23 protein-coding genes are annotated in these 25,269 nt (G+C 31.4%); 7 read left to right on the forward strand and 16 right to left on the reverse strand.

All coding sequences use genetic code 11. From position 1 onward, the window contains the following. Positions 1–4: 4 nt before the first annotated feature. The 3 genes from ABYI63_RS11135 to ABYI63_RS11145 form a co-directional block, all read right to left on the reverse strand. Entirely contained in the window at positions 5–1,366 is a 1,362-nt protein-coding gene (locus ABYI63_RS11135) for an MBOAT family protein (RefSeq protein ID WP_372756425.1), read from the reverse strand. 273 nt (positions 1,367–1,639) lie between these two features. Further along, positions 1,640–2,119: an Lrp/AsnC family transcriptional regulator gene (locus ABYI63_RS11140; protein WP_372756426.1), complete on the reverse strand. Its 480-nt coding sequence runs from the start codon at positions 2,117–2,119 to the stop codon at positions 1,640–1,642. Positions 2,120–2,188: 69 nt separating this feature from the next. Continuing rightward, a complete protein-coding gene (locus ABYI63_RS11145; RefSeq protein ID WP_372756427.1) occupies positions 2,189–3,346 on the reverse strand; it encodes a M14 metallopeptidase family protein in 1,158 nt (385 codons plus the stop codon). Between the two features lie 290 nt (positions 3,347–3,636). On the opposite strand from ABYI63_RS11145, the gene ABYI63_RS11150 reads away from it, so the two are divergent. Both ABYI63_RS11150 and ABYI63_RS11155 read left to right on the forward strand, forming a co-directional pair. Then, positions 3,637–4,038: a helix-turn-helix domain-containing protein gene (locus ABYI63_RS11150; RefSeq protein WP_372756428.1), complete on the forward strand. Its 402-nt coding sequence runs from the start codon at positions 3,637–3,639 to the stop codon at positions 4,036–4,038. Between the two features lie 39 nt (positions 4,039–4,077). After that, positions 4,078–4,452, forward strand: coding sequence for a DNA topoisomerase IV (locus ABYI63_RS11155; RefSeq protein ID WP_372756429.1), 375 nt, complete (start codon positions 4,078–4,080; stop codon positions 4,450–4,452). On the opposite strand, the gene ABYI63_RS11160 is transcribed toward ABYI63_RS11155, so the two are convergent. After that, entirely contained in the window at positions 4,442–4,945 is a 504-nt protein-coding gene (locus ABYI63_RS11160) for a hydrolase (protein WP_372756430.1), read from the reverse strand. The two genes, ABYI63_RS11155 and ABYI63_RS11160, sit on opposite strands and share 11 nt — an antisense overlap. Positions 4,946–4,955: 10 nt before the next feature. Beyond that, positions 4,956–5,717, reverse strand: a complete 762-nt coding sequence (locus ABYI63_RS11165; RefSeq protein ID WP_372756431.1) for an MBL fold metallo-hydrolase — start codon at positions 5,715–5,717, stop codon at positions 4,956–4,958. Between the two features lie 222 nt (positions 5,718–5,939). Between ABYI63_RS11165 and ABYI63_RS11170 the strand changes: the two genes are divergently transcribed. Then, positions 5,940–7,409: a TonB-dependent receptor gene (locus tag ABYI63_RS11170; RefSeq protein ID WP_372756432.1), complete on the forward strand. Its 1,470-nt coding sequence runs from the start codon at positions 5,940–5,942 to the stop codon at positions 7,407–7,409. A 38-nt stretch (positions 7,410–7,447) separates the two neighbouring features. Here the strand turns inward: ABYI63_RS11170 and bcp are convergent, their stop codons facing one another. Further along, positions 7,448–7,900 (reverse strand): thioredoxin-dependent thiol peroxidase, encoded by a 453-nt coding sequence (bcp, locus tag ABYI63_RS11175; protein ID WP_372756433.1) that lies wholly within the window; start codon positions 7,898–7,900, stop codon positions 7,448–7,450. A 33-nt stretch (positions 7,901–7,933) separates the two neighbouring features. Between bcp and nth the strand changes: the two genes are divergently transcribed. Continuing rightward, entirely contained in the window at positions 7,934–8,599 is a 666-nt protein-coding gene (gene nth, locus ABYI63_RS11180) for an endonuclease III (protein ID WP_372756434.1), read from the forward strand. A 25-nt stretch (positions 8,600–8,624) separates the two neighbouring features. Here nth and ABYI63_RS11185 read toward each other — a convergent pair whose 3' ends face one another. Both ABYI63_RS11185 and ABYI63_RS11190 read right to left on the reverse strand, forming a co-directional pair. Next, the gene (locus ABYI63_RS11185) at positions 8,625–8,771 is read right to left on the reverse strand and encodes a hypothetical protein (protein ID WP_372756435.1); all 147 of its coding nucleotides are present in this window, start codon (positions 8,769–8,771) and stop codon (positions 8,625–8,627) included. 57 nt (positions 8,772–8,828) lie between these two features. Beyond that, positions 8,829–9,413, reverse strand: coding sequence for an RNA polymerase sigma factor (locus tag ABYI63_RS11190; RefSeq protein WP_372756436.1), 585 nt, complete (start codon positions 9,411–9,413; stop codon positions 8,829–8,831). Positions 9,414–9,647: 234 nt separating this feature from the next. Between ABYI63_RS11190 and uvrA the strand changes: the two genes are divergently transcribed. Continuing rightward, complete coding sequence (gene uvrA / locus ABYI63_RS11195) at positions 9,648–12,431, forward strand: excinuclease ABC subunit UvrA (protein ID WP_372756437.1); 2,784 nt, start codon at positions 9,648–9,650, stop codon at positions 12,429–12,431. Between the two features lie 11 nt (positions 12,432–12,442). Here the strand turns inward: uvrA and ABYI63_RS11200 are convergent, their stop codons facing one another. From ABYI63_RS11200 to ABYI63_RS11215, 4 genes are all read right to left on the reverse strand, one after another. Further along, entirely contained in the window at positions 12,443–13,444 is a 1,002-nt protein-coding gene (locus ABYI63_RS11200) for a DUF3667 domain-containing protein (protein WP_372756438.1), read from the reverse strand. A 213-nt stretch (positions 13,445–13,657) separates the two neighbouring features. Further along, the gene (locus tag ABYI63_RS11205) at positions 13,658–14,476 is read right to left on the reverse strand and encodes a hypothetical protein (protein WP_372756439.1); all 819 of its coding nucleotides are present in this window, start codon (positions 14,474–14,476) and stop codon (positions 13,658–13,660) included. A gap of 23 nt (positions 14,477–14,499) precedes the next feature. Next, the gene (locus tag ABYI63_RS11210) at positions 14,500–15,234 is read right to left on the reverse strand and encodes an SDR family oxidoreductase (protein ID WP_372756440.1); all 735 of its coding nucleotides are present in this window, start codon (positions 15,232–15,234) and stop codon (positions 14,500–14,502) included. Between the two features lie 10 nt (positions 15,235–15,244). Further along, positions 15,245–15,853 carry a TetR/AcrR family transcriptional regulator gene (locus ABYI63_RS11215; RefSeq protein WP_372756441.1) on the reverse strand — a complete coding sequence of 203 codons (609 nt, stop codon included), beginning with the start codon at positions 15,851–15,853 and terminating at the stop codon, positions 15,245–15,247. A 275-nt stretch (positions 15,854–16,128) separates the two neighbouring features. On the opposite strand from ABYI63_RS11215, the gene ABYI63_RS11220 reads away from it, so the two are divergent. Then, positions 16,129–16,764, forward strand: coding sequence for a hypothetical protein (locus ABYI63_RS11220; RefSeq protein WP_372756442.1), 636 nt, complete (start codon positions 16,129–16,131; stop codon positions 16,762–16,764). Positions 16,765–16,779: 15 nt separating this feature from the next. On the opposite strand, the gene ABYI63_RS11225 is transcribed toward ABYI63_RS11220, so the two are convergent. Continuing rightward, positions 16,780–18,570, reverse strand: coding sequence for a serine hydrolase (locus tag ABYI63_RS11225; protein ID WP_372756443.1), 1,791 nt, complete (start codon positions 18,568–18,570; stop codon positions 16,780–16,782). 172 nt (positions 18,571–18,742) lie between these two features. On the opposite strand from ABYI63_RS11225, the gene ABYI63_RS11230 reads away from it, so the two are divergent. Continuing rightward, on the forward strand, positions 18,743–19,927 hold the full coding sequence (locus tag ABYI63_RS11230; protein ID WP_372756444.1) for a hypothetical protein: 1,185 nt from the start codon (positions 18,743–18,745) through the stop codon (positions 19,925–19,927). A 163-nt stretch (positions 19,928–20,090) separates the two neighbouring features. On the opposite strand, the gene ABYI63_RS11235 is transcribed toward ABYI63_RS11230, so the two are convergent. From ABYI63_RS11235 to ABYI63_RS11245, 3 genes are read right to left on the reverse strand one after another with little or no spacing between them, the layout of a single operon-like run. Beyond that, entirely contained in the window at positions 20,091–21,557 is a 1,467-nt protein-coding gene (locus ABYI63_RS11235) for an oligosaccharide flippase family protein (protein ID WP_372756445.1), read from the reverse strand. Then, on the reverse strand, positions 21,557–22,834 hold the full coding sequence (locus ABYI63_RS11240; protein WP_372756446.1) for a glycosyltransferase family 4 protein: 1,278 nt from the start codon (positions 22,832–22,834) through the stop codon (positions 21,557–21,559). Before ABYI63_RS11240 ends, ABYI63_RS11235 begins: the two co-directional genes overlap by 1 nt. Beyond that, positions 22,827–25,253, reverse strand: a complete 2,427-nt coding sequence (locus ABYI63_RS11245) for a YfhO family protein (RefSeq protein ID WP_372756447.1) — start codon at positions 25,251–25,253, stop codon at positions 22,827–22,829. The genes ABYI63_RS11240 and ABYI63_RS11245 overlap by 8 nt, the downstream gene beginning before the upstream one ends. Between the last annotated feature and the right edge of the window lie 16 nt (positions 25,254–25,269).

Below are 25,269 nucleotides of genomic sequence, written 5' to 3' on the forward strand. Positions count from 1 at the left end.
ATCTTTAAAATTGAAAATAAATAAACGATCTATCAATGTTACTTTCATAAAACAATAACATTCCGAAAATGAGCATTGTATAAGTAAAAAACCTAATATATTTTGATTTAAACGGGATAGGACTTCGTTCATCTCTCCTAATTAAGTATTCATAAACAATAAACATAATTAACAACAAATAATAATCAATCATGCGATATCCCTTGGGATGCAAATAAGCTTCGAAATTAAAATTCTCCCCAATAACATAAAAATAATCGAAAGCCGTTTGAATACTTTCGGATCGGAAAAATATCCATAAAATCGTTACGATACTGAATGTTAAAATTATTTGAGACCATTCTTGCAACCAACCTTTTAAAGTCTTATAAACACCTAAATTTTTATATTTATGAGTTCTGTTTACACCTAATAAATACAAAGGAATAAACATTAAAGCATGTAAGGCACCCCACAAAATGAATGTCCAATTTGCGCCATGCCACAAACCGCTAACAAGAAAAATAATAATAATATTTCTAATTGCTTTAACATTACCAAACTGAGAGCCTCCCAATGGAATATATAAATACGATTTAAACCAAGAAGATAAGGAAATATGCCAACGTCTCCAAAATTCACCAATATTTCTTGAAAAATAAGGAAACTTAAAATTAGACATTAGTTCAACACCGAAGAGTTTAGCTGTACCAATAGCAATATCGGAGTAACCACTAAAATCTCCATAAATTTGAAAACTAAAAAACAAAGCACCTAAAATTAAAGTTGATGCTGGATAGTTTTGATAATTTTGAAAAATATCATCAACCATAAAACCAAAAGAATCGGCAATTACCACCTTTTTAAAAGAACCCCATAAAATTAACTTAATTCCTTGGGTGCTCTGCTCGTAGTTAAAAACACGTTTCTTCTCAATTTGTGGTAATAATTGAGATGCCCTTTCAATGGGTCCTGCCACCAATTGTGGAAAAAAACTAACAAAAGCTGCAAAAGATAAAAAATCGGTAGTCGGCTTTAGTTTTTTATAATACACATCAAACGAATAAGACATGGTTTGAAAGGTGTAAAATGAAATACCCACAGGCAAAATAACTTTCAAGGTCCAGGTACTTGTAATATGATATCCAAACATAGAAAACATATCTACCCAAGAGTCAATAAAAAAATTATAGTATTTAAAAAAACCTAGAAGTCCAATATTAAAAATAACACTAACCCAAAGCCATTGTTTTCTTTTGCGTTTGTCATCTTGCCTACCTATATTTTGGGCAACATAATAATCTACAAGGGTACTTAATAAAATTAATGATAAAAAACGCCAATCCCACCAGCCGTAAAACACATAACTAGCGACTAAAATAAGCATGTTTTGTGCCTTTAAACTCTTTTTAAAAATGAACCAATAAAGAAAATATACTACGAATAAAAAAATAAAAAACTCGAGCGAATTAAATATCATATAAAATTGAAGTAAAGTTTAGGTTGGTTTCTTTAATATTATCTTAAAAATCATGGATTTATAAAAATAAATCAAAAATAATCTTTGAAAGTACAAATTAAGACTTTTATCGACACCATGGCTCAAAAAAAAAAGCTACTTCAATTAAGAAATAGCTTTTTTTTGTGTTTTATATTCTGATTACATTTCATTAAATATAGAATGCATCAATCGTTTTTTATCATTAATACTTTCTTCTAAGGAAATCATTGTTTCTGTCCTGTAAACACCTTCAATATCGTCTAATTTAAAGATTACTTCTTTGGCATGTTCAGTACTTCTTGCTCTGATTTTACAAAATATATTGAATTTACCTGTAGTGATATGCGCAACCGTTACGAAAGCAATTTCATTAATTCGCTCAAGCACAAACTTAGTTTGAGAGGTGTTATTTAAATAAACGCCTACATAAGCGATGAATGAATACCCAAGTTTTTTATAATCTAACATTAATGATGATCCTCTAATAATGCCTTGCTCTTCCATTTTTTTAACACGCACATGAACAGTACCTGCTGAAATTAATAACTTCTTAGCAATATCTGTAAAAGGAATTCTTGTGTTATCAATTAACATGTCAAGAATTTGATGATCAATTTCGTCCAATTTAATTTTCCCCATAATTAATTATTCTTAAATATATTGCGAAAATAATACATTTATGCTAATAATTACACATAAAAGGACGGTTTATTTCGGTAATAATGATATATTTTTATTATTCAGTATTACTAAATCGATTTCGTCATCAATTTTTAATAGTTGCCTATCTTCTTTAAAGACTTCTAAGTTATTCGCATCAATTAGATTGTGTGCAAAATAGCCGTTTAAATTTTCTATTTTCTCAACTTTTGGTATAAAATTAATCTTTCCTTCAATTAATTTTTCTTGATATTGAATGGCAATATCTACGATAGATTCATTATCACCTTCCTTTATTTTTGTATTCTTTATAATGATATCGAAAAAACATTTCTCATTTTCAGGAATCTCTAAATACGGTTTATAATTAGCTCCGGTAATCTCATTTTGTGAAATATAATTTAAAGAAGCCAAATAAGAGATATAAATTAACTCTCTGGTTTGTTCTCTAGCATAATCGTTGGCGTAATGCCCCGCTTCAAATAAAATGGTTGGTATATTCTCACTTTGAAACGTATCACCCACACAATTTATATTAAAAGCATCATCATATACACCTACTTGATTAGGAATAACTTCTTGTAAGGCAGCATTCATAACTGCAATTATTTCCATCGCTATTTTTCGATTAGCGGTTATTGTACAAGCCTCATCTTGTGCTGGTGATAAAAATGATACTGTTGCAGATTTGTTGCTCTTTCCTGCACCAAATATAGTACGCTGACCATGCAAATTATAACAATAATGCGGTTTAAAGGCATTAAAAACCTTTCTCAACACTTTACTTTCAGGTTGGGTTAAATCCTGTGCATCTCGGTTTAAATCGACTAGATTCGCATTAATTCGTGTATATGCATTTGCTCCATCAGGATTCAAAATAGGTATTATATACAACGTACAGTTCTCTAAAATGTGGTTTAAAGATGGATTGTTACTTACTAAGGTGTTTAACAAATCGAAAATAGCCTTTGTAGTTGTAGATTCGTTCCCATGCATTTGAGACCATAAAAGAATTCGTTTTCTTCCAGAGCCAATACTTAAACCATAAATTGGTTTGTTTAAAACCGAATGCCCGATAGTTTCAATTTTTAAAACCTTAGATAAATTATCCAGTAAAGGTTCAATATGTTTATTGGTAACATAACGATGGTTTAATTGTAATTCTTTATTCTGTTGAAATAACAACTTTATAGATTCTATTTCCATGATAATAATTTAGTGTACAAATGTAAACAATTCATAATTCACAAATGTAAACAATGTAAACGCTTTAGATTGTTACAATGTTAAACACAGTTATAAGTCAAAATCACGGTGTTTTACAAAGTTAACACCTCATAATTGAAACAATTATTTATTGTGTTTATTTTCAGTTGTTTAAAGTGTTTTATTTAAAGTTATAAGTGAGGTATTAAGCTTTAATTTAGAAATATATTTTTAAAATTAATTTAATTATGTTACATTTGTGTAACCATATTACATTTGTAACGTTTACAATGATAAACACAGAAGAATTTACAATAAGACTCCAAAAAGTAATGGATTATTACAGCGAAACAGCGTCCTCTTTCGCCGAAAAAATTGGTGTACAGCGTTCAAGTATTTCTCATATTCTATCCGGACGAAACAAACCTAGCTTAGAGTTTATTTTAAAAATCTTATCCTCTTACCCTGAAGTAGAATTGTATTGGCTATTAAATGGCAAGGGTGAGTTTCCTACCAATAAAAAACCAGATTTATTTAATTCGGAACTACCTCCTAGCAAAACAGAAACTCCTCCTGCACCTCCTGCGCCTATTAAAACCGAAAATATCCTTTCTGAATTAAAAAAAGATAAGACCATAGAGCGTATTGTTATTTTTTATTCCGACGGAAGTTTTAAAAACTTTGAGAATTAACTTTTAAGTTTCCTATTTTTACACAGAAATATTAAATGAATGAAGTTTCTATATCTTTTGCTTTTTTTAAGCGTATTTAGCTGCTATGAGACAAGCAGAAATTGCACCGATTATAAAACTGGTGAATTTTACAGTGAAGTAGTTATTGATGGTGAATTATTCAAATCTAGATTTAAGCGCACAGAAAGCCTACAAATTGAGATTTACAATAAAAAAACAGACTCATCTCAATTACGTTGGATAAACGATTGTGAAGTGGTGTTTAAAACCATTAATCCAAAAAATATGGCAGAACGAAAGGACATACATTTAAAAATCCTAACAACAACCGATTCTTCTTATACTTTTGAGTATTCGTATGTAGGTGAAACCAAAAAACAAAAAGGTGTTGCTTACCGAATTATTATTGATTAAAAGGATATAAAAACGACTCCACTAAATTGAATTTTAGTTGTTGTTCTTGAGTAATCTCATAAGTTAAGAAAAGCTCTCCCCAAAATTGACCGTCTGAAAAGTCGGCAATTATCCATTTGTGGTTTAGTAATTTAACCGTATTAATCATCATATGCCTGCCTTCCTCAGAACCATACGGAATTATTGGGTGCTCTCCTTTAGTTTCATTTAATTTATAAAGCTCATCCTTTATTAAAGAAATTAATTCATCAGTATTATATCCTTTATTTTCAAAATAAGTTATCGCATCTTCATTTCTCTCTAGATTAAAATGCGACAATTCTAAATTTTCATTTTGTAATACCAAGACTGAATCTTTACTACGTTCCAGCTGTGCTTTATAGCCATCCAATTTTCGGTTCATATCTTCAAAAACACGTTTAGAATTTACGTACTGAAACAATATCAGAAGTATTGAAAACACGAATAAATAAATGAAAATTTTTTGCTTCATTATATAATCTTTAAATGGTTATTTGTAATTCATCATAGGCCAAAAATACATTTTCTGGCAAGAGTTTTTCTACTTCAGCATGAAAACCTAAAGTATGACTTATATGAGTAAGATATGCTTTTCCTGGATTTACTTTTTCAATAAAAATTAAAGCCTCTTCTAAATTAAAATGTGAATGATGCGGTTCCATTCTTAAAGCATTCACCACTAAAACTTTAACATTCTTAATTTTATTAATTTCCTTTTCTTTAACGGTTTTCATATCAGTTAAATAAGCAAAATCTCCAAACCTATATCCAAAAACTTGAAGTCTATTGTGTCTCCCTTTTACTGGAACAACTTCTAAATTATTTAACTTAAACGGTTTGTTTTTAACTCGATTAGAAATAACCGACGGCGCCCCTGGGTATTTATTCTCCGTTGTAAAGATATAATCAAATTTTGTTTTCAAAGATTTTAATACACGCTTATGAGCATATATGGGAATATCTCCCTGACTAAAATAAAAAGGTCGGATATCATCCAAACCCATAATATGATCGGAATGCTCGTGGGTAAATAAAACTCCGTCTATTTTAGTGCATCCTGCACGCAATATTTGATATCTAAAATCTGGCCCACAATCTACAACATAAGTATAATCATCCCATTCCACCAAAACGGAAACACGTAAGCGTTTATCTTTGCGATCATTACTTAAGCAAACAGGGTGTGTACTCCCTATTACTGGAATACCTTGTGATGTGCCGGTACCTAAAAAAGTAATTTTCAAAAAAAAATATTTAAATTTTACGATTCATTAATAAAATCATGAAATTACATAAATTGATAATTTTGATACTATTTTATTTACAATTATTATAAAATAATAGTTTCATTTTATGCTCAAACTAAAAGCACTCGTATTCAGAAACAAAAATAAGCTTATTTTTTTGTTTCAAATACTTATTTGATATCTTTACTTTTTTATCTTAAAATAACCCAAAAAAACACTATGGAAATCACCTTAAAGGGAGACAGAGAATTTGAAGAAATCCCATCTTTAAAAAACAAGGCACTTCGAATAAACCTTAATGAAAATATCTATGGTACGTTTGCCGAAATTGGTGCAGGTCAAGAAACTAGTCGACATTTTTTTAGAGCTGGCGGTGCTTCTGGAACAATAGCCAAAGCAATGTCTGCTTACGATAAAGCTTTTAGCGATTCCATTTATGGAGCTGAAGATGATGGGCGTTATGTAACAGAAGCTAGGTTAAAAAAAATGCTGAATCATGAAATTGATTTGATTGAAAAACGCCTTAAAAGAGAAGATTATCCTAACAAAATGTTCTTTTCGTTCGCCAACACTGTTACAACCATCGATTTTGCAAAGCAATTTAAAGGTCATGGTTGGATTGGGATAAAATATCAAATTGAAGCCACTCAGGAATACAACGAAATTCATCTACACATCCGTTTTAAAGAAACAGATGCGCGATTGCAACAAGAAACATTAGGAGTTATCGGTACGAATTTAATTTATGGCGCTTTTTATAAATATAACGAACCTAAAAAACTGTTACGTTATTTATACGACCATTTAGATAAAGATCAATTAGAAATTGATACCGTTAACTTTTCTGGACCATTGTTTAAAAACGTTGATAACCGTTTAATGAGTTTACAGCTTGTTAAAAATGGCATGACAGATGCCGTAATGTTTGGCCCTGATGGACACAATGTACTTCCTGCACGTGTTCTATACAAGAAAAATATTTTAGCCTTTAGAGGAAGTTTTAGACCAGTAACTCAAGTAAATATTGACATGTATGAAAACGCATACAAAATGTTTGTTGCAGAGAAGAAGGTTCAAAAAGAAAATACAGAGGTAGTTTTTGAAATTACCCTATCAAATTTACGTGCCGAAGGCGAAATTGACGAACAAGATTTCATGGATAGAGCTGATTTGTTATGCTCTCTAGGACAATCAGTTATGATATCTAACTTTCAAGAATACTATAAGGTTGTTGAATACTTCTCCAACTACACAAAAGCCCGAATGGGGTTAGCGATGGGAGTTAGTAATTTAGTTGATATCTTCGATGAAAAATACTACCGCCATATGAGTGGAGGTATTTTAGAAGCGTTTGGAAAATTATTTTTCAAAGACCTAAAAGTGTATTTATACCCAATGATAGATATTGAAACTGGGGAATTAATAAACAGTGAAAACCTGAAAGTATACCCACGTATGAAAGAGCTCTACAAATTCTTTAAATACAACGGAAAAGTTATTGATATTAAGGATTATAACGAAAAATGCTTAACCATCTTCTCTAGAGAAATAATGCAGCAAATTGCAGAAGGTGAAAGTGGCTGGGAAGACAAACTTCCAGTTGGTATTGCCGATTTAATTAAAGACTATCGTATGTTTGGTTACACACGAAAACCTTTAGTATTAAGTAAACGTAAAAAAATAAAATAAATAAAAAAGCCTTCTTAAATTTTAAGAAGGCTTTTTTATTACTCAAGAATTTGCGAAGCATGAATCTTCGCCTTTACTCCATCAATAACACGATCCACTATTCCTTGTTCATTTATAACAAATGTTGTTCTATGGATGCCATCATAATTTCTACCCATAAATTTCTTTGGTCCCCACACTCCAAAAGCATTAATCATAACCTTATCAACATCCGCAATTAATGGATACTGAAAACCATGTTTGTTTTTAAAATTGGACTGTTTCTTTTGTGTATCGGCGCTTACTCCTAAAATTTCATAACCTGCATCGGCTAATTCTTTATAATGGTCTCTGATATTACAAGCCTCTACAGTACAAGTTGGTGTACTTGCTGCTGGATAAAAGAAAACCACTAATTTCTTTCCTTTGTAATCCGATAATTTTACAACATTACCTTGTTCATCAAATACTTCAAAATTTGGTACTTGGTCTCCTTGCTTTAATGTATTCATAATATTAACTTTGGTTTTCCACAAAAATACAACATGACGAAGGAAAACAAAGTAGAATTTGTAATTAAAACATTAAACGAATTATATCCAACCATACCGGTTCCACTGAATCATAAAGACCCTTATACGCTTTTAGTGGCCGTTTTACTATCCGCCCAATGTACCGATGTTCGAGTTAATAAAATAACACCTTTATTATTTGAAAAGGCTGACAATCCGTACGATATGGTAAAACTTTCTATTGAAGAAATAAAAGAAATTATTAAACCCTGCGGACTTTCTCCTATGAAAAGTAAAGGTATTCATGGTTTGTCTGAAATTTTAATTGAAAAACATAATGGCGAAGTACCACAAAGTTTTGAAGCCCTTGAAGCATTACCCGCAGTAGGACATAAAACAGCAAGCGTAGTAATGTCTCAAGCATTTGGTGTTCCTGCATTTCCTGTAGATACTCATATTCACAGATTAATGTACCGTTGGAATTTAACTAACGGTAAAAATGTAGCTCAAACCGAAAAAGATGCAAAGCGATTGTTTCCTAAAGAATTATGGAACGACTTACACCTTCAAATTATTTGGTATGGACGCGACTATTCGCCAGCACGGGGTTGGGATTTAGAAAAAGACATCATAACTAAAACTATTGGAAGACAATCCGTTTTAAATGAATACAAAAAACTAAAAAGTCCTAATACTTAAATTAAGCATTAGGACTTTTTACCATTTAGTTTAAAAGCGCTTCAAACTTTAAATTATTACAACTTATTACCGTTAACGCTTTCGAATAATTAAGAAGAAAATTAACCGTTTCTTCTTTCGGTTCCTTGTTTTTCAAATTTCCAATAGAATTTTCAGAGTAAATTTTTGCCATTTTAACAATTTAAGTATTAATTTAAATTATTAACGCAATTAAATTTACTTTATTGTGCTAATTTGTTAAAATCACATTGTGTTTTTCTACAATTTTTCTCAGGTTTATTAAGGCATATCGCATTCTGCCTAAGGCGGTATTGATGCTAACACCTGTTTTGTCCGATATTTCTTTAAAACTCAAATCTTCATAAATACGCATTAACAATACTTCCTTTTGATCCTGAGGAAGCTCTTCAACCAAGCGTCTTACATCTGTTTCTACCTGTTCTTTAATAATACTATTTTCTGCATTTAAACTAGAATCACTTAGCACCGAAAAAATGTCGAATTCATCCGTGTTATCAAATTTTGGCATCCGGTTATTTTTCCTAAAATAATCAATCACCAAATTATGAGAAATACGCATTACCCAAGGTAAAAACTTGCCTTCTTCATTATAGTTCCCTTTTTTTAAAGTACGAATAACTTTAATAAAAGTGTCCTGAAAAATGTCTTCAGCAACATCTCTATCATAAACTTTTGAATAAATAAAACTGTAAATTTTTTGTTTGTGCCTGTAAATTAAAATTTCCAAAGCACCCTCATCTCCTTTTATATAACTGCTAACTAAGGAAGAGTCCTGTATAAGTTCGTGTTGCATAATCATTACTTTTTTCAAAGAAGTTACCTTCCTTGTTTGGGGGTTATCAATTTAAAAGTAATGTTGCGTTATAGGCAAGTGTTGATTTATAATTATTTAGCTATGCCAAATATAACAACTATCATTCCAAAAAAGCAATAAAAAACACATTTTTTTAACTATTAATTAAGGTATTATCTGTTTTTTAGGCTGAATTACTTATAGTATCTTTGCTAACCTATTTCTTTCAAGCTTATGATTACTAAAATTTCGGAAGTAACCCCCAAAGAAAACATCATTATTAAAGGTGCGAAACTTCATAATTTAAAAAATATTGACGTTGTTATACCACGAAACAAATTAGTAGTAATCACCGGGTTATCGGGTTCCGGAAAATCTAGTTTAGCATTCGATACGCTGTATGCTGAAGGGCAAAGACGCTATGTGGAAAGTTTATCCAGTTATGCACGCCAATTTTTAGGAAGGCTAAACAAACCTAAAGTGGAGTACATTAAAGGAATTGCACCCGCAATTGCAATTGAACAAAAAGTAAACTCTACAAATCCTCGTTCCACAGTTGGTACCACTACAGAAATTTATGATTATTTAAAACTACTTTTTGCCAGAATAGGAAAAACCTATTCACCAATTTCAGGTTTGGAAGTAAAAAAAGATACCGTTACCGATGTTTTAAATTACCTGAACTCATTTACAGAACAGGAAAAACTATTACTCCTCGCTCCTATTCATTTAGAAGACGGTCGTAGCATGGAAGATAAACTTAAAGCTTTACAACACCAGGGCTACGCTAGAATAAAAGTAAATGAGGTAGTTACAAGAATTGATGAAGCCTCAGGTTTGAAGGAAAACGACCGTGTTTTATTAGTGGTTGATAGGATTATATTAAAACATGAAGAAGATTTTCAAAACCGACTTGCTGATGCTGTTCAAACGGCCTTCTTTGAAGGTAAGGGCGAATGTTTGATTGAAACCTTAAATGACAACAAACAACGTTATTTTAGTAATAAATTTGAGATGGATGGTTTAAGTTTTTTAGAACCAAACGTTCATTTATTCAGTTTTAATAATCCGTATGGAGCCTGCCCGAAATGTGAAGGTTATGGCGATATAGTCGGGATTGATGATGATTTAGTCATTCCAAACACAGGGCTATCTGTATTTGATAACGCCATTTTCCCTTGGCGTGGAGAAAGCATGAGTTGGTATCGCGACCAATTGGTTAACAATTCTCATAAATTTGATTTCCCTATACACAAACCTTATTTTCAATTAACGAATGAGCAAAAACAACTCATTTGGGATGGAAATAAATATTTTGAAGGCCTAAATTCATTTTTTGCAGAATTAGAAGCAAAAGCTTATAAAATTCAAAACCGTGTAATGTTATCACGATACCGTGGGAAAACCAAATGTAAAACATGTAATGGCAAACGGTTACGCGTGGAAGCTAATTATATAAAAATTGGAAATGCTACGATAACCGATTTGGTTGAAATGCCTTTAGATAAATTGACTAATTTCTTCAAACAATTAGAATTAAACGATTATGATGCTCAAATTGCTGATAGATTAGTAAAAGAGATAAATAATCGTTTATCGTTTTTAGCCAATGTGGGCTTAGATTATTTAACACTTAACCGAAAATCCAACACCCTTTCCGGTGGCGAAAGTCAGCGTATAAACTTGGCGACCTCTCTAGGAAGTAGCCTAGTAGGTTCTATGTATATATTAGATGAACCTAGTATTGGTTTACACCCTAAAGATACGGAGCGATTGATTTATGTTTTAAAGCAGTTACGTAATTTAGGAAATACCGTTATTGTTGTAGAACACGACGAGGACATTATGAAAGAAGCTGACTACATCATTGATATTGGCCCAGAAGCCGGTACATTTGGTGGCAGCGTAGTTGCTTCTGGTAAATTTGAAGATATACTTGCTTCCGACTCACTTACTGCACAATATTTAAATGAAACCATGAAAATTGAAGTTCCTAAAACTAGAAGATCTTCAAAATATTATGTAGATATAATTGGTGCACGAGAAAACAACCTAAAAAATATCGATGTTCGTTTTCCTTTGGGTATGCTTACCGTAATTACAGGAGTTTCTGGTAGCGGAAAAAGCACCTTGGTAAAGAAAATATTATTTCCTGCCCTGCAAAAAAAGTTAACTGATTTTAGTGATAAACCCGGTCAGTTTACAAGTTTGGAAGGTCAGTTTAGCAACATTAAACAGATTGAATTTGTGGACCAAAACCCTATTGGAAGATCCTCACGCTCTAATCCTGTAACATATATTAAAGCTTATGATGATATTCGTGCATTATTTGCAAATCAGAAATTAAGCAATATTAGAAATTACCAAGCAAAGCACTTTTCTTTTAACGTAGATGGCGGACGCTGTGAAACTTGCAAGGGAGAAGGTGAAGTAACAATTGAAATGCAATTTATGGCTGATGTACACCTTGAATGCGAAACTTGCAAAGGCAAACGTTTTAAAAAAGAGGTATTAGAAGTTACTTTTTCAGGAAAAAATATTGATGATATTTTAAACTTTACAATTGATGATGCCATTGCTTTTTTTGAGGCTAACAACCAAACAAAAATTAAAACCAAACTACAGCCATTACAAGACGTTGGTTTAGGCTATGTAACCCTCGGACAAAGTTCCTCTACGCTTTCTGGTGGTGAAGCACAACGTATTAAATTAGCTTCCTTTCTAGGCAAAGGAAACAACAAAGATAAAGCGCTTTTCATTTTTGATGAACCTACAACTGGGCTACACTTTCACGATATCCAAAAACTATTAAAATCATTTAATGCTTTAATTGAAAATGGTCATTCTATTATTGTTGTGGAACATAATCTAGAATTGATTAAATGCGCTGATTATATTATAGATTTAGGCCCTACAGGTGGTGAAAATGGAGGAAATTTAGTAGCCATTGGCACACCAGAGGAAATCATAAAAGTTTCAGCTTCCGAAACAGCTAAATACTTAAAGGAAAAACTTTAAACCATTTTACTCTAATAAAACAAAAATACGATAGTAAATAAGGTAATTACTGCCATTGGTATTACAAGTAAAAAAAACATAAAAGTGATGGCGCTACTTTTTATAAAACTTATAAAAAATCTTTGTTGGTAAAAACGTTTTACAGCTTTAATTAAATACAAAAAAGCTAATAACACAAGTAAATTAAACACCCAATCTGGAGTATCATATATAAAGTTTATCAATAAAAAAACAAGAAACAAAACAAATAAAAACGAGAAATAGTAAAAACTAAAAACCAAGTGATACACATAACTCCCTCGTTTTCTATGAAATAACATTAAAATCAAAGCAAAAATAGGGAGCAATAAAAACATTGCAATTGGAATGGAATCATAAAACCCTTGTAAAATACTACCACCCATTCTCGATTTGTAAAACTTTAATGCTTGGGTAATCAATCGCCGCTTAAAAACACCATCATCGCCCTTTAAGCCTAGCTCCTTTAAAATGATTACATCATCCGTACCAACGGCAATTAATGAATCAACTCGTTTTCTATTAAACCCAAAATCATTGAGATCATCCTTTCTAGAACCCAATGAATCATTTATTTTAAATTGCAGATAAGCCGAGGAATCTTCAATCTTAATTTCACTATTAACATCTGTTTTATTTTCAGAATACAAGGTTTTGGCAAGATTTTCATCAAAACTTTTCACCTGATCACGCTGTACAAATGAAAACACAAAAAAGAATACTACCGAAACAAACAAATACATCTGTGCTGGATGTAAATACAATAACCGTTTGCCTTCTGTGAACTTTTTAGCTAAATATCCTGGCTTAAAAACCAACGGGAAAAAACTTTTGAAAAAACGGGCATCTACTGAAAAGTAATTATTTATGGTATTGTAAAACAATAATGAGATTGATAATTCTTCGTTGGAATTTTGCCCGCAGTGAGGGCAAAATTTAAAATCTTGCTGAATTTTTTTCTCACAATTAGCACAGGTTATAAGTTTTTTTCTCATAAAATTGGTTTTTATAAAATTAAAAAAAGTTTTTAATCACAAACCTTCCTGATAGTCAATTGTTTAAAATTTTATAACAGTAATCTAAAATTAAACTTCATTTAGCCTTCAAAACCAAGCTTAGAAAAACAAAATGCCGAAACACATTTTAAAGTGTTTCGGCATTTATTTAAATTAAAACTTGAAACAATCAAGTTCCTAAATACATGAAGCTTAATTTTTTGTAAAATCAGCTTTTGTTAAGCCGTTATTGAATTTAATATCAGTCCAATTTACAGTAATCCAAGGCTCCTCGGTAACATGAGCATCCCAATTGGATTTTTTATACTGTCGTTTTGTTGGAATCATAATCCCATCTATCGTTTCATACTCTAATTTCATTAAATAAGGAGTTTCTACAACTCCAAAATCTGCTACGGTAAACAAAAATTGATCTACTAACAGGCTGTTTTTATTAATATAAAGCTGATAAATATCTGTCGGCTTGCTATTTACAGATTTAAAAGATATTTTAACAACATCGTATACATTGTTATCTACAACCTTCTCTTCAACATACTCATAGTTTACACCTGGATCTAATAATTTTTGAAACATAGCAAACCAATAAAAATTCGTTGGGCGGTTAAAAGCTACACGTTTTAATCGCGTGCTATCCGTTAAAATTTCACCATTGTGTTTCAGCCAATATGCTGTACCATCGTAACCTTGTTCAAAAGCTCCCTCCAATTCTGGAAAAGTGCGTTCATGCTTTATATATTTCCCGTATGACAATTCATCTTTAAAAATGTACTTTTCTATAGAAATATCGGTTTTATCATCTGGTGTTTGATAGGTGTAAGTATAAACAACATCTTTTTTCTTGGCAAGCGTTTTGTAATTACCCACCTTTTCAACCATGTTATAAACCAATTCTTTTGCCTTATTTTCAAAAGTGATTTCTGGCTCTGGAACCGTTGTAATTTCCTTTTTATCTTTACACGAAAGAAAAAATATACTTAAAAAAATAGTTGATACTAATGTAATTTTCATTTTATTTATATTTATAATTAGAATTAAACTAAGGCACCATTGGCACCTATAACTTGACCAGAAATCCACTTTGAATCATCACTTGATAAAAACAGTACAATACGCGCAATATCAATAGGTTTTGCCAACCTATTAAAGGCATTCATACCACTTAATTTATCTATAGTTTCTTGAGACTTACCTGTTAAAAACAAGTCTGTAGCTGTGGCTCCTGGTGCTAATGCATTAACCGATATACCTCTTCCAATTTCTTTAGAAAACACACGCGTAATTTGTTCTACTGCTGCTTTTGATGCTGAGTAAAGCGCATACGTTGGAAACATTAATTTAACGGTACTTGATGAAATTTTTATAATATTACCATTGTCTGCTAATTTACTTTCGGCTTCCTGTAGGGTATTAAAAACACCTCTAACATTCACATCAAAAAGTCGGTTAAAATCTTCTTGCGTATTATTTTTTAATTTTTCACAAATTAAAATACCAGCATTATTAATCAAGACATCAATTTTTCCGTAAACTTCTATTGCTTTATCAAACAACTGGGTTACTTCGTTTTTTTTACTTACATCAGCTTTAATAGCAATAGCTTCGCCCCCATTTTTCATTATTTCACTTACTGTATCATTAGCTTCTGCTTCACTGTTTGAATGATTAACAACTACTTTTGCGCCATTTTCAGCCAATAGAAAAGCAATTTCTTTACCGATTCCTTTCGATGCGCCAGTTATTAAAATGACTTTATCTTTTAATGACATATTTCTATTTTTATTGAGTTACTTTTAATTGCTGAAGATATAATGATAGACCCGCCATGTAGTCATCTAGGATAAAATCATCATCATATAATTTTCGAATGCCGCGAACACCTTCAAAGGCACTAATTAAATACACCGCAACAGCACTACTCGAAACATTTTTATTTATGGAATTTTCAATTTTACCTTTTTCAATTAGTTTTATTAAAGCTAATTTCCATGACTCTACAATATTTTTTAAAGCTATTTGATAAACCGTTTCATTATCGCCAATTTCATTAATAAAATTGTTCATGGGGCAACCATGCCTTTTGTCGTACACTGAAAAGGTTTTAATACGGCTTAAAAAGGTATTTTCCAATATTTCAAACACGTTTCCAGGTGCTTCCAACGGTTCTATCATAGCTTGATAAACGCGTTTTTGCAGGATAGAACGAATTACTTCCAACCCTAATTCTTGTTTATTTTTATAATGATGGTAAAATGCTCCTTTAGTAAGTTTGGTTGCTACCATTATTTTATCAATACTAGTAGTTTTAAAACCATTTTCATGAAACAACTTGAATGCTTCATCTATAATGACTTGCTTAGTAAGCTCCGATTTTAAATCTTGTTGCATGTGTCAAAGGTATTTAAAAAAGATACTAATTAGTATGTTTTATGTTTTCTTTAACCTATTAGCATTTTGGAAAGTAATGAAAATACTATAAACAGAAACCGCTAAAAACATTAACAAATAATTAAATACTGATTTTCAATTATTTATAACACACCTTTTTTTTCTGGCACGTAAATTGAAAAGCAGCTAATTGTAGCAAGTACCAAAAAGCTAAAATTCCGAGATGCATATCGGATATAAAAAAACGGTTATATTAATTTTTAAAATTTTGAATTATGAAAACAATACTATTATTACTTACAGGTCTGTTAATAAATATAACGACTGTATCAGCTGAAAATCTTTCAAATAATAACAATACCACGGATGTTTCTAAACATTACCGTTTCGCCCAACCTATTTCGTTTATTGAACGCGGTGTAGAATTCTTTATCTTTCCAGATGGAAGTTTTGATTATGATTTGAATCGAACTACATATTATGGTTCAAATTCCAAAAGAAGTACTATAAATGCCTCTTATAACGGACCTAGAATTTCAGTTAATTATTCTTCGTCTGTACCAATGAGAACAAACATTTCTCGTGATAGAAATGGAAATATAAGGAGCATAAATAACATCGTTTTAAATTACGATAGATATGGTAAAATTTCTAGGGTTGGCTCGGTACATATCGATTATGGTCGTGGAAAAAATGGAACTTTAAGTCAGGTTGGTAATTTAAAGGTAAATTATAATAGATGGGGTGAAATTGCTAGTGTTCGTGGTTTTGTAAACCAAAATAACCGTTTTGTAACCTATAATTTAAGAAAAGAAAACGATTACGCCAGCAATAACAGCCGTTATGATAATGATGACAATTATTATTATTACAAGCAAAATGGAAACATTAAAAAACAGAAAAAGAGATAATAAATAACGACATTACTATTTCATTTTAGCTGTAAAAATACCGTTAGGTTGATGCAATACTAAACTTTTTACATCATGTTCTTGTAGAAATTGTACTTTGTAACCCGATAATCCTTTAATTATGAATTCACTCTCAGCTATTGGAGTTAAGGAATATTCCGGTTGCCCTGGTACAAAAAGCATTAACCTTTCGGTTTTAAAATAAACTTGTATTTCTAAACCCGAAAGCAAATAAGTTCCAATATAATTATTCAATGTATCCTTAGATACTGCTACTTCTTCAATACGCCTTTCAAAAGTAAGCGCATCTATAGTAGGTTCTAACTTTAGCTTTACATTTGCAATATCACCGTTATCATTGGTTTGAAAATTAAAATTAAATCCCAAATCTTCATTCAAATCCACCTTATTATCCTTAACTAAATAAGGTATAAAAACATCATAATGTTTATGTAATAAAAAAGCTTTTTCTCGGGTGAAATTAGCCCAAAGTGAATCGTTTTTTACTTCAATTCTAAAATCCCCATAACCTTTGTGGTGGTATTTTCCTGAATATTCTGCCATACTATGGGAAGGCTTTGTATTTTGCACTTTACTATCTTTTTGGCTCTTTTTCTTTTCTTCTAATTGCAATTTATATTTAGCTTCTTTTTCAGAATAGTAAGATACCCAATCAGTTCTATTCAAATTTAAAATTTCGTCAGCAATAGCATTTCTTACCAATGAAGGTAATAAAGACCCATTTTGATTAGCAAGCACAACAATTCCTATCTTATCGTTTGGAAACATAGCAACATTAGCAGAAAACCCATCTATATTACCACCATGTTCTAAACGGTAATGTCCTTTGTATGAGGAAATAAACCACGCATAACCATAACTATTAAGGTGCTGATCGGGAAATTGCTTATCAGCTATACCAGTTCCAACAAGCATCAAAGGATTCATAGCCTTTTCTACATATTTTTTAGGTAATACTTGCTCATTGTTATACAAACCTTCATTTAGCCAAATTTTAAGCCAATTAGCCATTTCTTTAGCACTGCTATTAATACTTCCAGCAGGGCTAATTGCTGAAATATTATAATAAGGCATTGGTTTGTTTGAAATAAAGTTTTCTAGAGAATAACCTTTAGAAATATTATCATGACTTTCTAATTCTTTAATTGTTAAATTGGAGGAGTCCATATTTAAAGGCTTAAAAAACCGTTCTCTTATGTTATGCTCCCAACTTTTTCCTGTAAGTTTTTCAATAATTAAGCCCTGTGCTAAATACATAAAATTGTTATAATACCAGGTTTCTCTCATTCCGGTAAATGGCTCATGATATTTTACACGATGCAATAGGCTATCTTTACTTTCTGTAGGAAATAAATACCATGAAAAATCATGCCTTGGTAAGCCTGTTCTATGGCTTATCATATCTAAAATGGTAACTTTATTGTTTAAATCATCATTATAAAACTCCAACTCAGGTAAGTACTTTTTAGGGCTATCGTTAAAGTTAAGTTCCTTTTCTTCTTCCATCAAACCAAGTAGAGCGGTTGTAAACGCCTTAGAGGTGGACCCTATTGGAAAAAGGGTATTTTCGTCTACCTTTAATTTATTTTCTAAATCTTTATACCCAAAGCCTCTGGAATATATTACCTTATCTTCTTTTATAATGGCAACTGAAAAACCAACTGTTTTGGTAATTTCTTGAAGTGAAATTAATCGTTTTTCAAGTTTTTTATCATCAAGAGTTACCTGTGAAATCACCTTTATACTTAATAACAGGAATAGAAACAAAAACCATTTTGGATTCATAGAGTATATGTATAATCTTTATGAACTAAGTACGTTAAAATTTCTCACACATACAATAATTCTTATTCATAAAAATAAAATACCCCTCATTATCAATCACTTAAATACTACTCATGTTTTTTGGCACGCTGTTTGTAATTGAGTAAGCGTATAACAATTAATACCCACAATCATGAAAAATATTTTATTCTTATTAGCAGGTTTTATCTTTACCGGTTTTGCGGTAAGCGCCACAAATATTGATGATGCTAATTATAACAGAGGTTATGGTAACTCTTTCATTTTTGTGGAAGATGGCATAGAATTTTCTGTTTTCCCTGATGGTCAATTCGACTTTAACATTTTACGAGGTAATTCAAACTTTAATGTTTCAATTGGCTCACCGAACGTAAACATCAGTTTCAACTCTGGATACGATTACAACGCTTATGTGCAATACGATGAATTTGGTGCCATAATTCAGATTGAAAATACGCCTATTTATTATGATTATTACGGGCGAATCGTTCAAGCTGGTAATGTAAGCATTAATTATAATAACAACGGCTATGTTTCACGCGTTGGTGGTTTATATGTTTATTATAACAATTACAATAAGTTTTCGCACTTTACAGGTTATATAAATGTGTTTAACAGACATTATGTTCATAGACCATGGCATCGTTTCTATAGTGTACCATCTTACAACCATTGTGTTGTTTATAACAGACCTTATAGACAATATTACAGGCCGATACGTTACACCTACACAAGACCATTTTACAATAATCACAGACCGGTAACAGCTATAGCTAGCAGACGAGGAAACGTAATTACTAGAAACAGAGATTATGCAACAGTTAATAGAAGTTCCAGAAACGTGACTCAGATTAATAGAAATGCAACCTCTAGATATGAGTCTAATAATATCGATTCAAGACGTAATGATAATATTTCAAATAGAAGTTCACAAACCGTAAATAGAAATGATTCTAGATACAACAACAGTAATAATAACAGTAAAAGTCCTCAGACTATAAACAGAAATGATAGTAGAAATATCATATCAAATAACAGAATGTCTAGAGATAATTCTCAAATAAATAATACTAAAAACAATAGAGAAAGCGTTAATAGAACCGTAATATCAAATAATTCTAGAAATCAGCAAATAGTACGTACAAGAGAAAATACCGTTACCCAAAGACCAAGCAACAGTAATTCAAACAAAAGCACACCAAATGTAACCCAGCGTACAACAACAAGAACAACAGTTACAAGATCTACTCCAAGCAAAACAATGGCTGTACAAAGTAGAAATGGTAATTCTGAAAACAAAAATTCAAGATCGGAAAACACATCAAGAAGACGATTATAACCAAGTTGGTTGGTTAGTTTGAAAATCCCTGCGACCAGTATGCCTCAAAGCAACGTCGTGGGGGTTTTTGTTTTTATCACCTATGTAATAAACATTTCAAGATATATAAAATTGAAAACTTCTACCAGCCAGCTAAGTAAAAACTGGCATCGAAATAGAATATCTAGAAGTTGTAAATTTGATTTAAATATTTTTTTATTATTCCTGATATATCTTCAGAAACATTCAATTTAATAACAATTGTAACATAAACAATTGTAGCTAATAAAGACTTTAAAGCAATATTAATAATTGGATGAAAAGGAAATTCCCAAAAGTAAAAAACTAATACGCTAAACACGATTACTCCTAAAACCTTTGCTGTATTTAGGTTAAAAGGCATCATATTAAACTTAATTTTCACAAAATAAATTTTTATCGAATTATATACCAAAATGGCTAAAAAAGTAGCAAAAGCCGATCCATTAATTCCGTATTTAGGAATAAAAAGCATATTTAAAAATATGGTTAAAATGGTTAAAACAACACCAAATAACAACACCATTCTATAGTAATCGCTGTTAAACAACACCACATTGTTGCATCCCATTAGGCAATCGTAAAGCTTGGCAATGCCTACCAAAAACACCACAAGAAGACCTCCACTAAATTCTTTTGGAATTAAAAGATATAATGCATTTATATTAATTAAAATGATAATAAAGATAAAGCCACCAATGACGAATAACGTTTGCGAACTTCTCACATATAAATCATTCAAGGCAACCTTGTTTTTATCATTCAAATATTGCGCAGTTAAAGGTTGAAGTATTTGCTGCATAGCACGCGAAGGCACCACAATTACAGTAGCGATATAGATAGCCACGCCATAATAGGCAACTTCCTGAATAGGAATATACATACCCAACATAAACGAATCGATATCCAAAATTATGGTAGCAATAGAACCAGCAATAATTATTAATGCTGAATATTTTAAAATTCCACGAATCCCTTCAATTCTATTAAACTTAAGTACCGGGAATTTTATAGCAAATGCATATAGTTTCATTACCAGCGTTCTAATAATATAAACCCAAACAACACCCAAAACAAATTGTTCTACATCTAGCCATTTAAAATACACAGCAAACAAAAGTAACATCACACCCACCCTATGGAATACTTCTTTCATAAAATTGCCAAAAACGGTTTGTAACTGGGTTTTAGACCAAGCAAAAAACACTTCAAAATAAGCCATGGCAACAGCTGAAATAAAAATATACCAGACATAACCTTTAACAATGCCGTTTTTTTGAGATAATAATTCACCAATAGCTTCATATGTAAAACATCCTATTAATCCAACAGGGATAATCATAACTAAAGGCAAAAACAGCATTAGAGTTAAAAAACTGTTTAATGAATTTTTAGTTTTAAATGAAGAATAAAATTTTATAATGGTATTATGAGCACCAAATGCCATTAAAGGCATCACAATGTTGGCAGTTGATAAAATAAATGATACTAAGCCATAATAAATATCAGTAAGAAAATAAGTATATAAAAATAAGGTGTTTAGGGCACCTATACCAAATCCCATATAGGTAGTTACGGTATTTTTAAAAGATTGAGACGTTACAATGCCCATTATATTAATTTAGATAATACTTCGGTAAGTGCTTTTCTGCTATACTTTTGCAATCCTATTGGATGAACTTGAAGTGTGTTATTTTGAAACGCTTTATAATGCTCTAAGATAGTTTTTTTTAAAGTATCATATGAATGATAGTTAAAGTAGCTTCCCGTGTTTGTTTCTTTAATTATTTTTTCAACATCTGAATCACTTGGTCCCAAGGCAATAATGGGTCTGTTGGAAACCATGTACTCAAACAGCTTTCCTGGAATTATGCATTTAGTTTCACTAGAATCAATTTCAATTAATAATAAAACTTGCGATTTCTTTTGAAACTTAATTGCTTCTTTATGTGAAACATAACCTATGTTATTTACATAATCAGTTAAATTGTATTTTTTAATAGATTGGAGTATATCTTCACTCACAAACCCAATGAGATTAAGCTGAAAGTCATTTGAGAATGATTGATTCTCCTTAACTAAATTGCTTAAAGCTTGCCATAAAACTTCTGGGTTTCGTTTGGACAATAAAGAACCAATATGAGCGATTGTAAATTTAGAATCCATCTCAAATGCATCAACAGGCTCGTAATCATACCCGTTTGTAATCACCACTATTGGTTGCTTTGTTAATTGTTGAAATTCTTTTTTAGTTGTAAAACTTGTAACTATTAACTGGTCGGCAGTATGCAACACTTGTTTCTCCAAAGCTTTGTGTTTTGCCTTTGAAGCTTCCGTAAGTTTCAATTCTTTGTGATAACCTATAGTAGTCCAAGGATCTCTAAAATCTGCTAACCACTTCACTCCTAACTGTTCTTTCAATTGCAAACCAATAAGATGCAAACTATGCGGTGGCCCTGTAGTTATTACAATCTCTATATGCTCTTTAGAAATATATTCTGAAAGAAAAGCGACAGATGGTTTTACCCATGCATTTCGCGCATCCGGAATAAAAAAGTTACCTCTAATATAAAGCATCGCTTTCTCAACAAAACTTTGTTTTTTGTTTTCTGAGATAATGCCTTTACTAATGGTTTTTGATGTTCTTTTTGAAAACACATTAGCAAACCTATAAGGCTCTTTAATAGGATGTTTAATAATAGTAAGGTTATTAGAAACTTCCAAACCCAAATTAGAATCGATTATTGGGTAACTAGGGTTTTCCGGAATGTAAACAATTGGTTCAATATTAAAATCTGGTAAGTATTTTACAAATTTTAACCAACGCTGTACTCCAGGGCCACCAGCAGGTGGCCAATAATAGGTTATTATGAGTGCTTTTTTACGCACTTCTCTCCGTTTTCTTTTTTAATTCGTAATATAAACCTCCCAAAAGCAACAACCCAAATAGCACAGAACTTGCCAAGGCAATTCTGCTTCCAGTTTTAACAACATCGGGATCAAATTTAAATTCAATGGTATGTGTTCCTGCTGGCACTTCCATGCCTCGAAGTGTATAATTTACACGCATATGTGATGTTTCCTTACCATCTATAAACGTTTTCCAACCATTACCATAATAAATTTCTGAAAACACTACAAAACCATTGTTTGAATTATCAGACTCATATTTCAAATAATTTGGCTTGTAATACACTAATTTTATACTTGCTAAAGAATCGACGGTATAATTGGTTTTTAAGTTTTTATAAATACTAGAATTAAAAACAGCTTTATTTTTATTATCCAAGCTATCTAAAGCTTTTATTTCTTCATTTGCTGAAGCAACCCCTTTTAACTCTTTCACAAACCAAGCATGACCGTTAGCTTGATCATTTTCATAAGGAAACAAATTTCCTTCCTGATCTTGAGCTATAATGTATTTTGTATTTAACATACTAAGTACATTAATATTATTTTTAGCTACATAAAAATCAAACAACTCACTATAACGCTTTAATTCTGCGGCATTATAACCATGAACCGAATTATGGTAATATGAAGGTTTTGCTGCCCCACCTACTAAATCGAACACACGGTAATACCCTTCATCTTGAAGGATGTAGCTATCAACTTCAGTTTTTTCAAATGGTTTATTCACTTGAACAGCCGAAACAAAATCGTCATTATTTACATAACGCCTATCAACACCAACTAAATCAAATAGAATAAGAACACCAAACAGTATAATAACCCATTTTTCCTTCAGTTTATCATTTAAAAACATAAAAATTATACCACCGGAAAGTAATACTAAAACCAAGGTTCTTAAAGTATCTGTTGTGAAAATGGATTTTCGGTCTTCTTTTAAAGCATCAACAAAAGCTTCGCCGTAATTTTGACGATAAAATCCATCGTTCACACCAACAAAATCGAACAAAGACGATTTAAATAATAAGAAAATCAACGCTAATCCGCCTGTAATTATTGCCGAGTATTTTAAAGCCTTTAGTTTTTCTTCTTTCTTTTCAAAATTATTAAATAATCGAACCAACCCAAAAATAGCTAATACAGGAATACACAATTCTAATATTACTTGTATGGAGGTAACAGCCCTGAATTTATTATACATCGGTACGTAATCGATAAAAAAGTCGGTTAAAAACCCTAGATTTTTACCATAGGACAACAATAAGGATAATACAGCCCCACCAACAAGCCACCATTTTAAACGTCCTTTTACTAAAAATAGCGCAAAAACAAATAAAAATAATACAACAGCTCCAATATATGCTGGTGCCTCAACAATGGGCTGATCGCCCCAATACATAGGTGCACGTTTAGCTTCTTGAGCTGCTTGGGTTGTTGTTGCTCCTAATTTTCTAAAAGCTTCATAAGTAGCCGAATCTTTACCTACATCTTCACCATTACCACCACCCATAAATCGAGGGATGAACAAGTTAAAAGTTTCGGCAAAACCGTAACTAAATTGGGTTATATAATCTCTATCTAAACCCGAAGACACCTCTTTTGGTGAGCCGTCTGGGTTAATGGTTAAGTCACTTTTCCCTCTTGTGCTTTCCTTAACGTATTCCTGGGTTGCCAACACATTAGTAGCATTTAAACCAATAGCTAATACTACTGCCAAGGCCAAAATACCAATGGTTTTAAAAAAATGAGGAAGTTCTTTCTTTTTATAAGCATCAACCAAATAAGCAATACCTAAAACAAAAACCAATAGCATTAAATAATAGGTCATTTGAAAATGATTTGCTACCAGTTCAAGCCCCATCGCCACCACCGTAAGCAAAAACCCTGCAATATATCGCTTTTGAAAAGTTAGCAAAATACCACTTAAAACTAAAGGCATATAAGCAATAGCATGGGCTTTACTATTATGTCCAACACCCAAAATAATTATTAAATAAGTGGAAAACCCAAATGCTAATGCACCAAGAACCGCCAATTTAAAATCGACTTTAAGCACCAATAAAAGCACATAAAACCCTAATAAGTAAAGAAATAAATAATCGGCAGGACGGGGTAAAAATCTTAATACAGAGTCTAGTTTTTTAATATAATTATGCGGGTATTTTGCTCCTAATTGGTAAGTAGGCATACCAGAAAAAGCACTGTTTGTCCAGTAGGTTTCTTCTCCGGTGGCTTCTCTAAAATCGTTTTGTTGCTTACTCATGCCAATATACTGCATGATATCACTTTGAAATATTTGTTTTCCTTGTAAAACTGGATTAAAATAGGCCAGAGAGATTATCACAAAACCTACTAAAATTATAACGTGTGGAAGTGCTTTTTTTATTGAAAATTGCATGAAATGAAATTAAAAA

It is taken from the genome of Mariniflexile sp., from assembly GCF_041583155.1.
Classification (GTDB): Bacteria; Bacteroidota; Bacteroidia; order Flavobacteriales; family Flavobacteriaceae; genus Mariniflexile.

Excerpts from the sequence above, each read along its gene's own strand:
- ABYI63_RS11170 (WP_372756432.1), top strand. The coding sequence starts at position 5,940 with ATGGAAATCACCTTAAAGGGAGACAGAGAATTTGAAGAAATCCCATCT.
- ABYI63_RS11215 (WP_372756441.1), bottom strand. The coding sequence starts at position 15,853 with ATGCAACAAGATTTAAAATCGGAGCTTACTAAGCAAGTCATTATAGAT.
- uvrA (WP_372756437.1), top strand. The coding sequence starts at position 9,648 with ATGATTACTAAAATTTCGGAAGTAACCCCCAAAGAAAACATCATTATT.
- bcp (WP_372756433.1), bottom strand. The coding sequence starts at position 7,900 with ATGAATACATTAAAGCAAGGAGACCAAGTACCAAATTTTGAAGTATTT.
- ABYI63_RS11135 (WP_372756425.1), bottom strand. The coding sequence starts at position 1,366 with ATGCTTATTTTAGTCGCTAGTTATGTGTTTTACGGCTGGTGGGATTGG.
- ABYI63_RS11205 (WP_372756439.1), bottom strand. The coding sequence starts at position 14,476 with ATGAAAATTACATTAGTATCAACTATTTTTTTAAGTATATTTTTTCTT.
- ABYI63_RS11140 (WP_372756426.1), bottom strand. The coding sequence starts at position 2,119 with ATGGGGAAAATTAAATTGGACGAAATTGATCATCAAATTCTTGACATG.
- ABYI63_RS11225 (WP_372756443.1), bottom strand. The coding sequence starts at position 18,570 with ATGAATCCAAAATGGTTTTTGTTTCTATTCCTGTTATTAAGTATAAAG.
- ABYI63_RS11160 (WP_372756430.1), bottom strand. The coding sequence starts at position 4,945 with ATGAAGCAAAAAATTTTCATTTATTTATTCGTGTTTTCAATACTTCTG.
- ABYI63_RS11245 (WP_372756447.1), bottom strand. The coding sequence starts at position 25,253 with ATGCAATTTTCAATAAAAAAAGCACTTCCACACGTTATAATTTTAGTA.
- ABYI63_RS11145 (WP_372756427.1), bottom strand. The coding sequence starts at position 3,346 with ATGGAAATAGAATCTATAAAGTTGTTATTTCAACAGAATAAAGAATTA.
- ABYI63_RS11200 (WP_372756438.1), bottom strand. The coding sequence starts at position 13,444 with ATGAGAAAAAAACTTATAACCTGTGCTAATTGTGAGAAAAAAATTCAG.
- ABYI63_RS11220 (WP_372756442.1), top strand. The coding sequence starts at position 16,129 with ATGAAAACAATACTATTATTACTTACAGGTCTGTTAATAAATATAACG.
- ABYI63_RS11230 (WP_372756444.1), top strand. The coding sequence starts at position 18,743 with ATGAAAAATATTTTATTCTTATTAGCAGGTTTTATCTTTACCGGTTTT.
- ABYI63_RS11155 (WP_372756429.1), top strand. The coding sequence starts at position 4,078 with ATGAAGTTTCTATATCTTTTGCTTTTTTTAAGCGTATTTAGCTGCTAT.
- ABYI63_RS11235 (WP_372756445.1), bottom strand. The coding sequence starts at position 21,557 with ATGGGCATTGTAACGTCTCAATCTTTTAAAAATACCGTAACTACCTAT.
- nth (WP_372756434.1), top strand. The coding sequence starts at position 7,934 with ATGACGAAGGAAAACAAAGTAGAATTTGTAATTAAAACATTAAACGAA.
- ABYI63_RS11150 (WP_372756428.1), top strand. The coding sequence starts at position 3,637 with ATGATAAACACAGAAGAATTTACAATAAGACTCCAAAAAGTAATGGAT.
- ABYI63_RS11210 (WP_372756440.1), bottom strand. The coding sequence starts at position 15,234 with ATGTCATTAAAAGATAAAGTCATTTTAATAACTGGCGCATCGAAAGGA.
- ABYI63_RS11185 (WP_372756435.1), bottom strand. The coding sequence starts at position 8,771 with ATGGCAAAAATTTACTCTGAAAATTCTATTGGAAATTTGAAAAACAAG.
- ABYI63_RS11190 (WP_372756436.1), bottom strand. The coding sequence starts at position 9,413 with ATGCAACACGAACTTATACAGGACTCTTCCTTAGTTAGCAGTTATATA.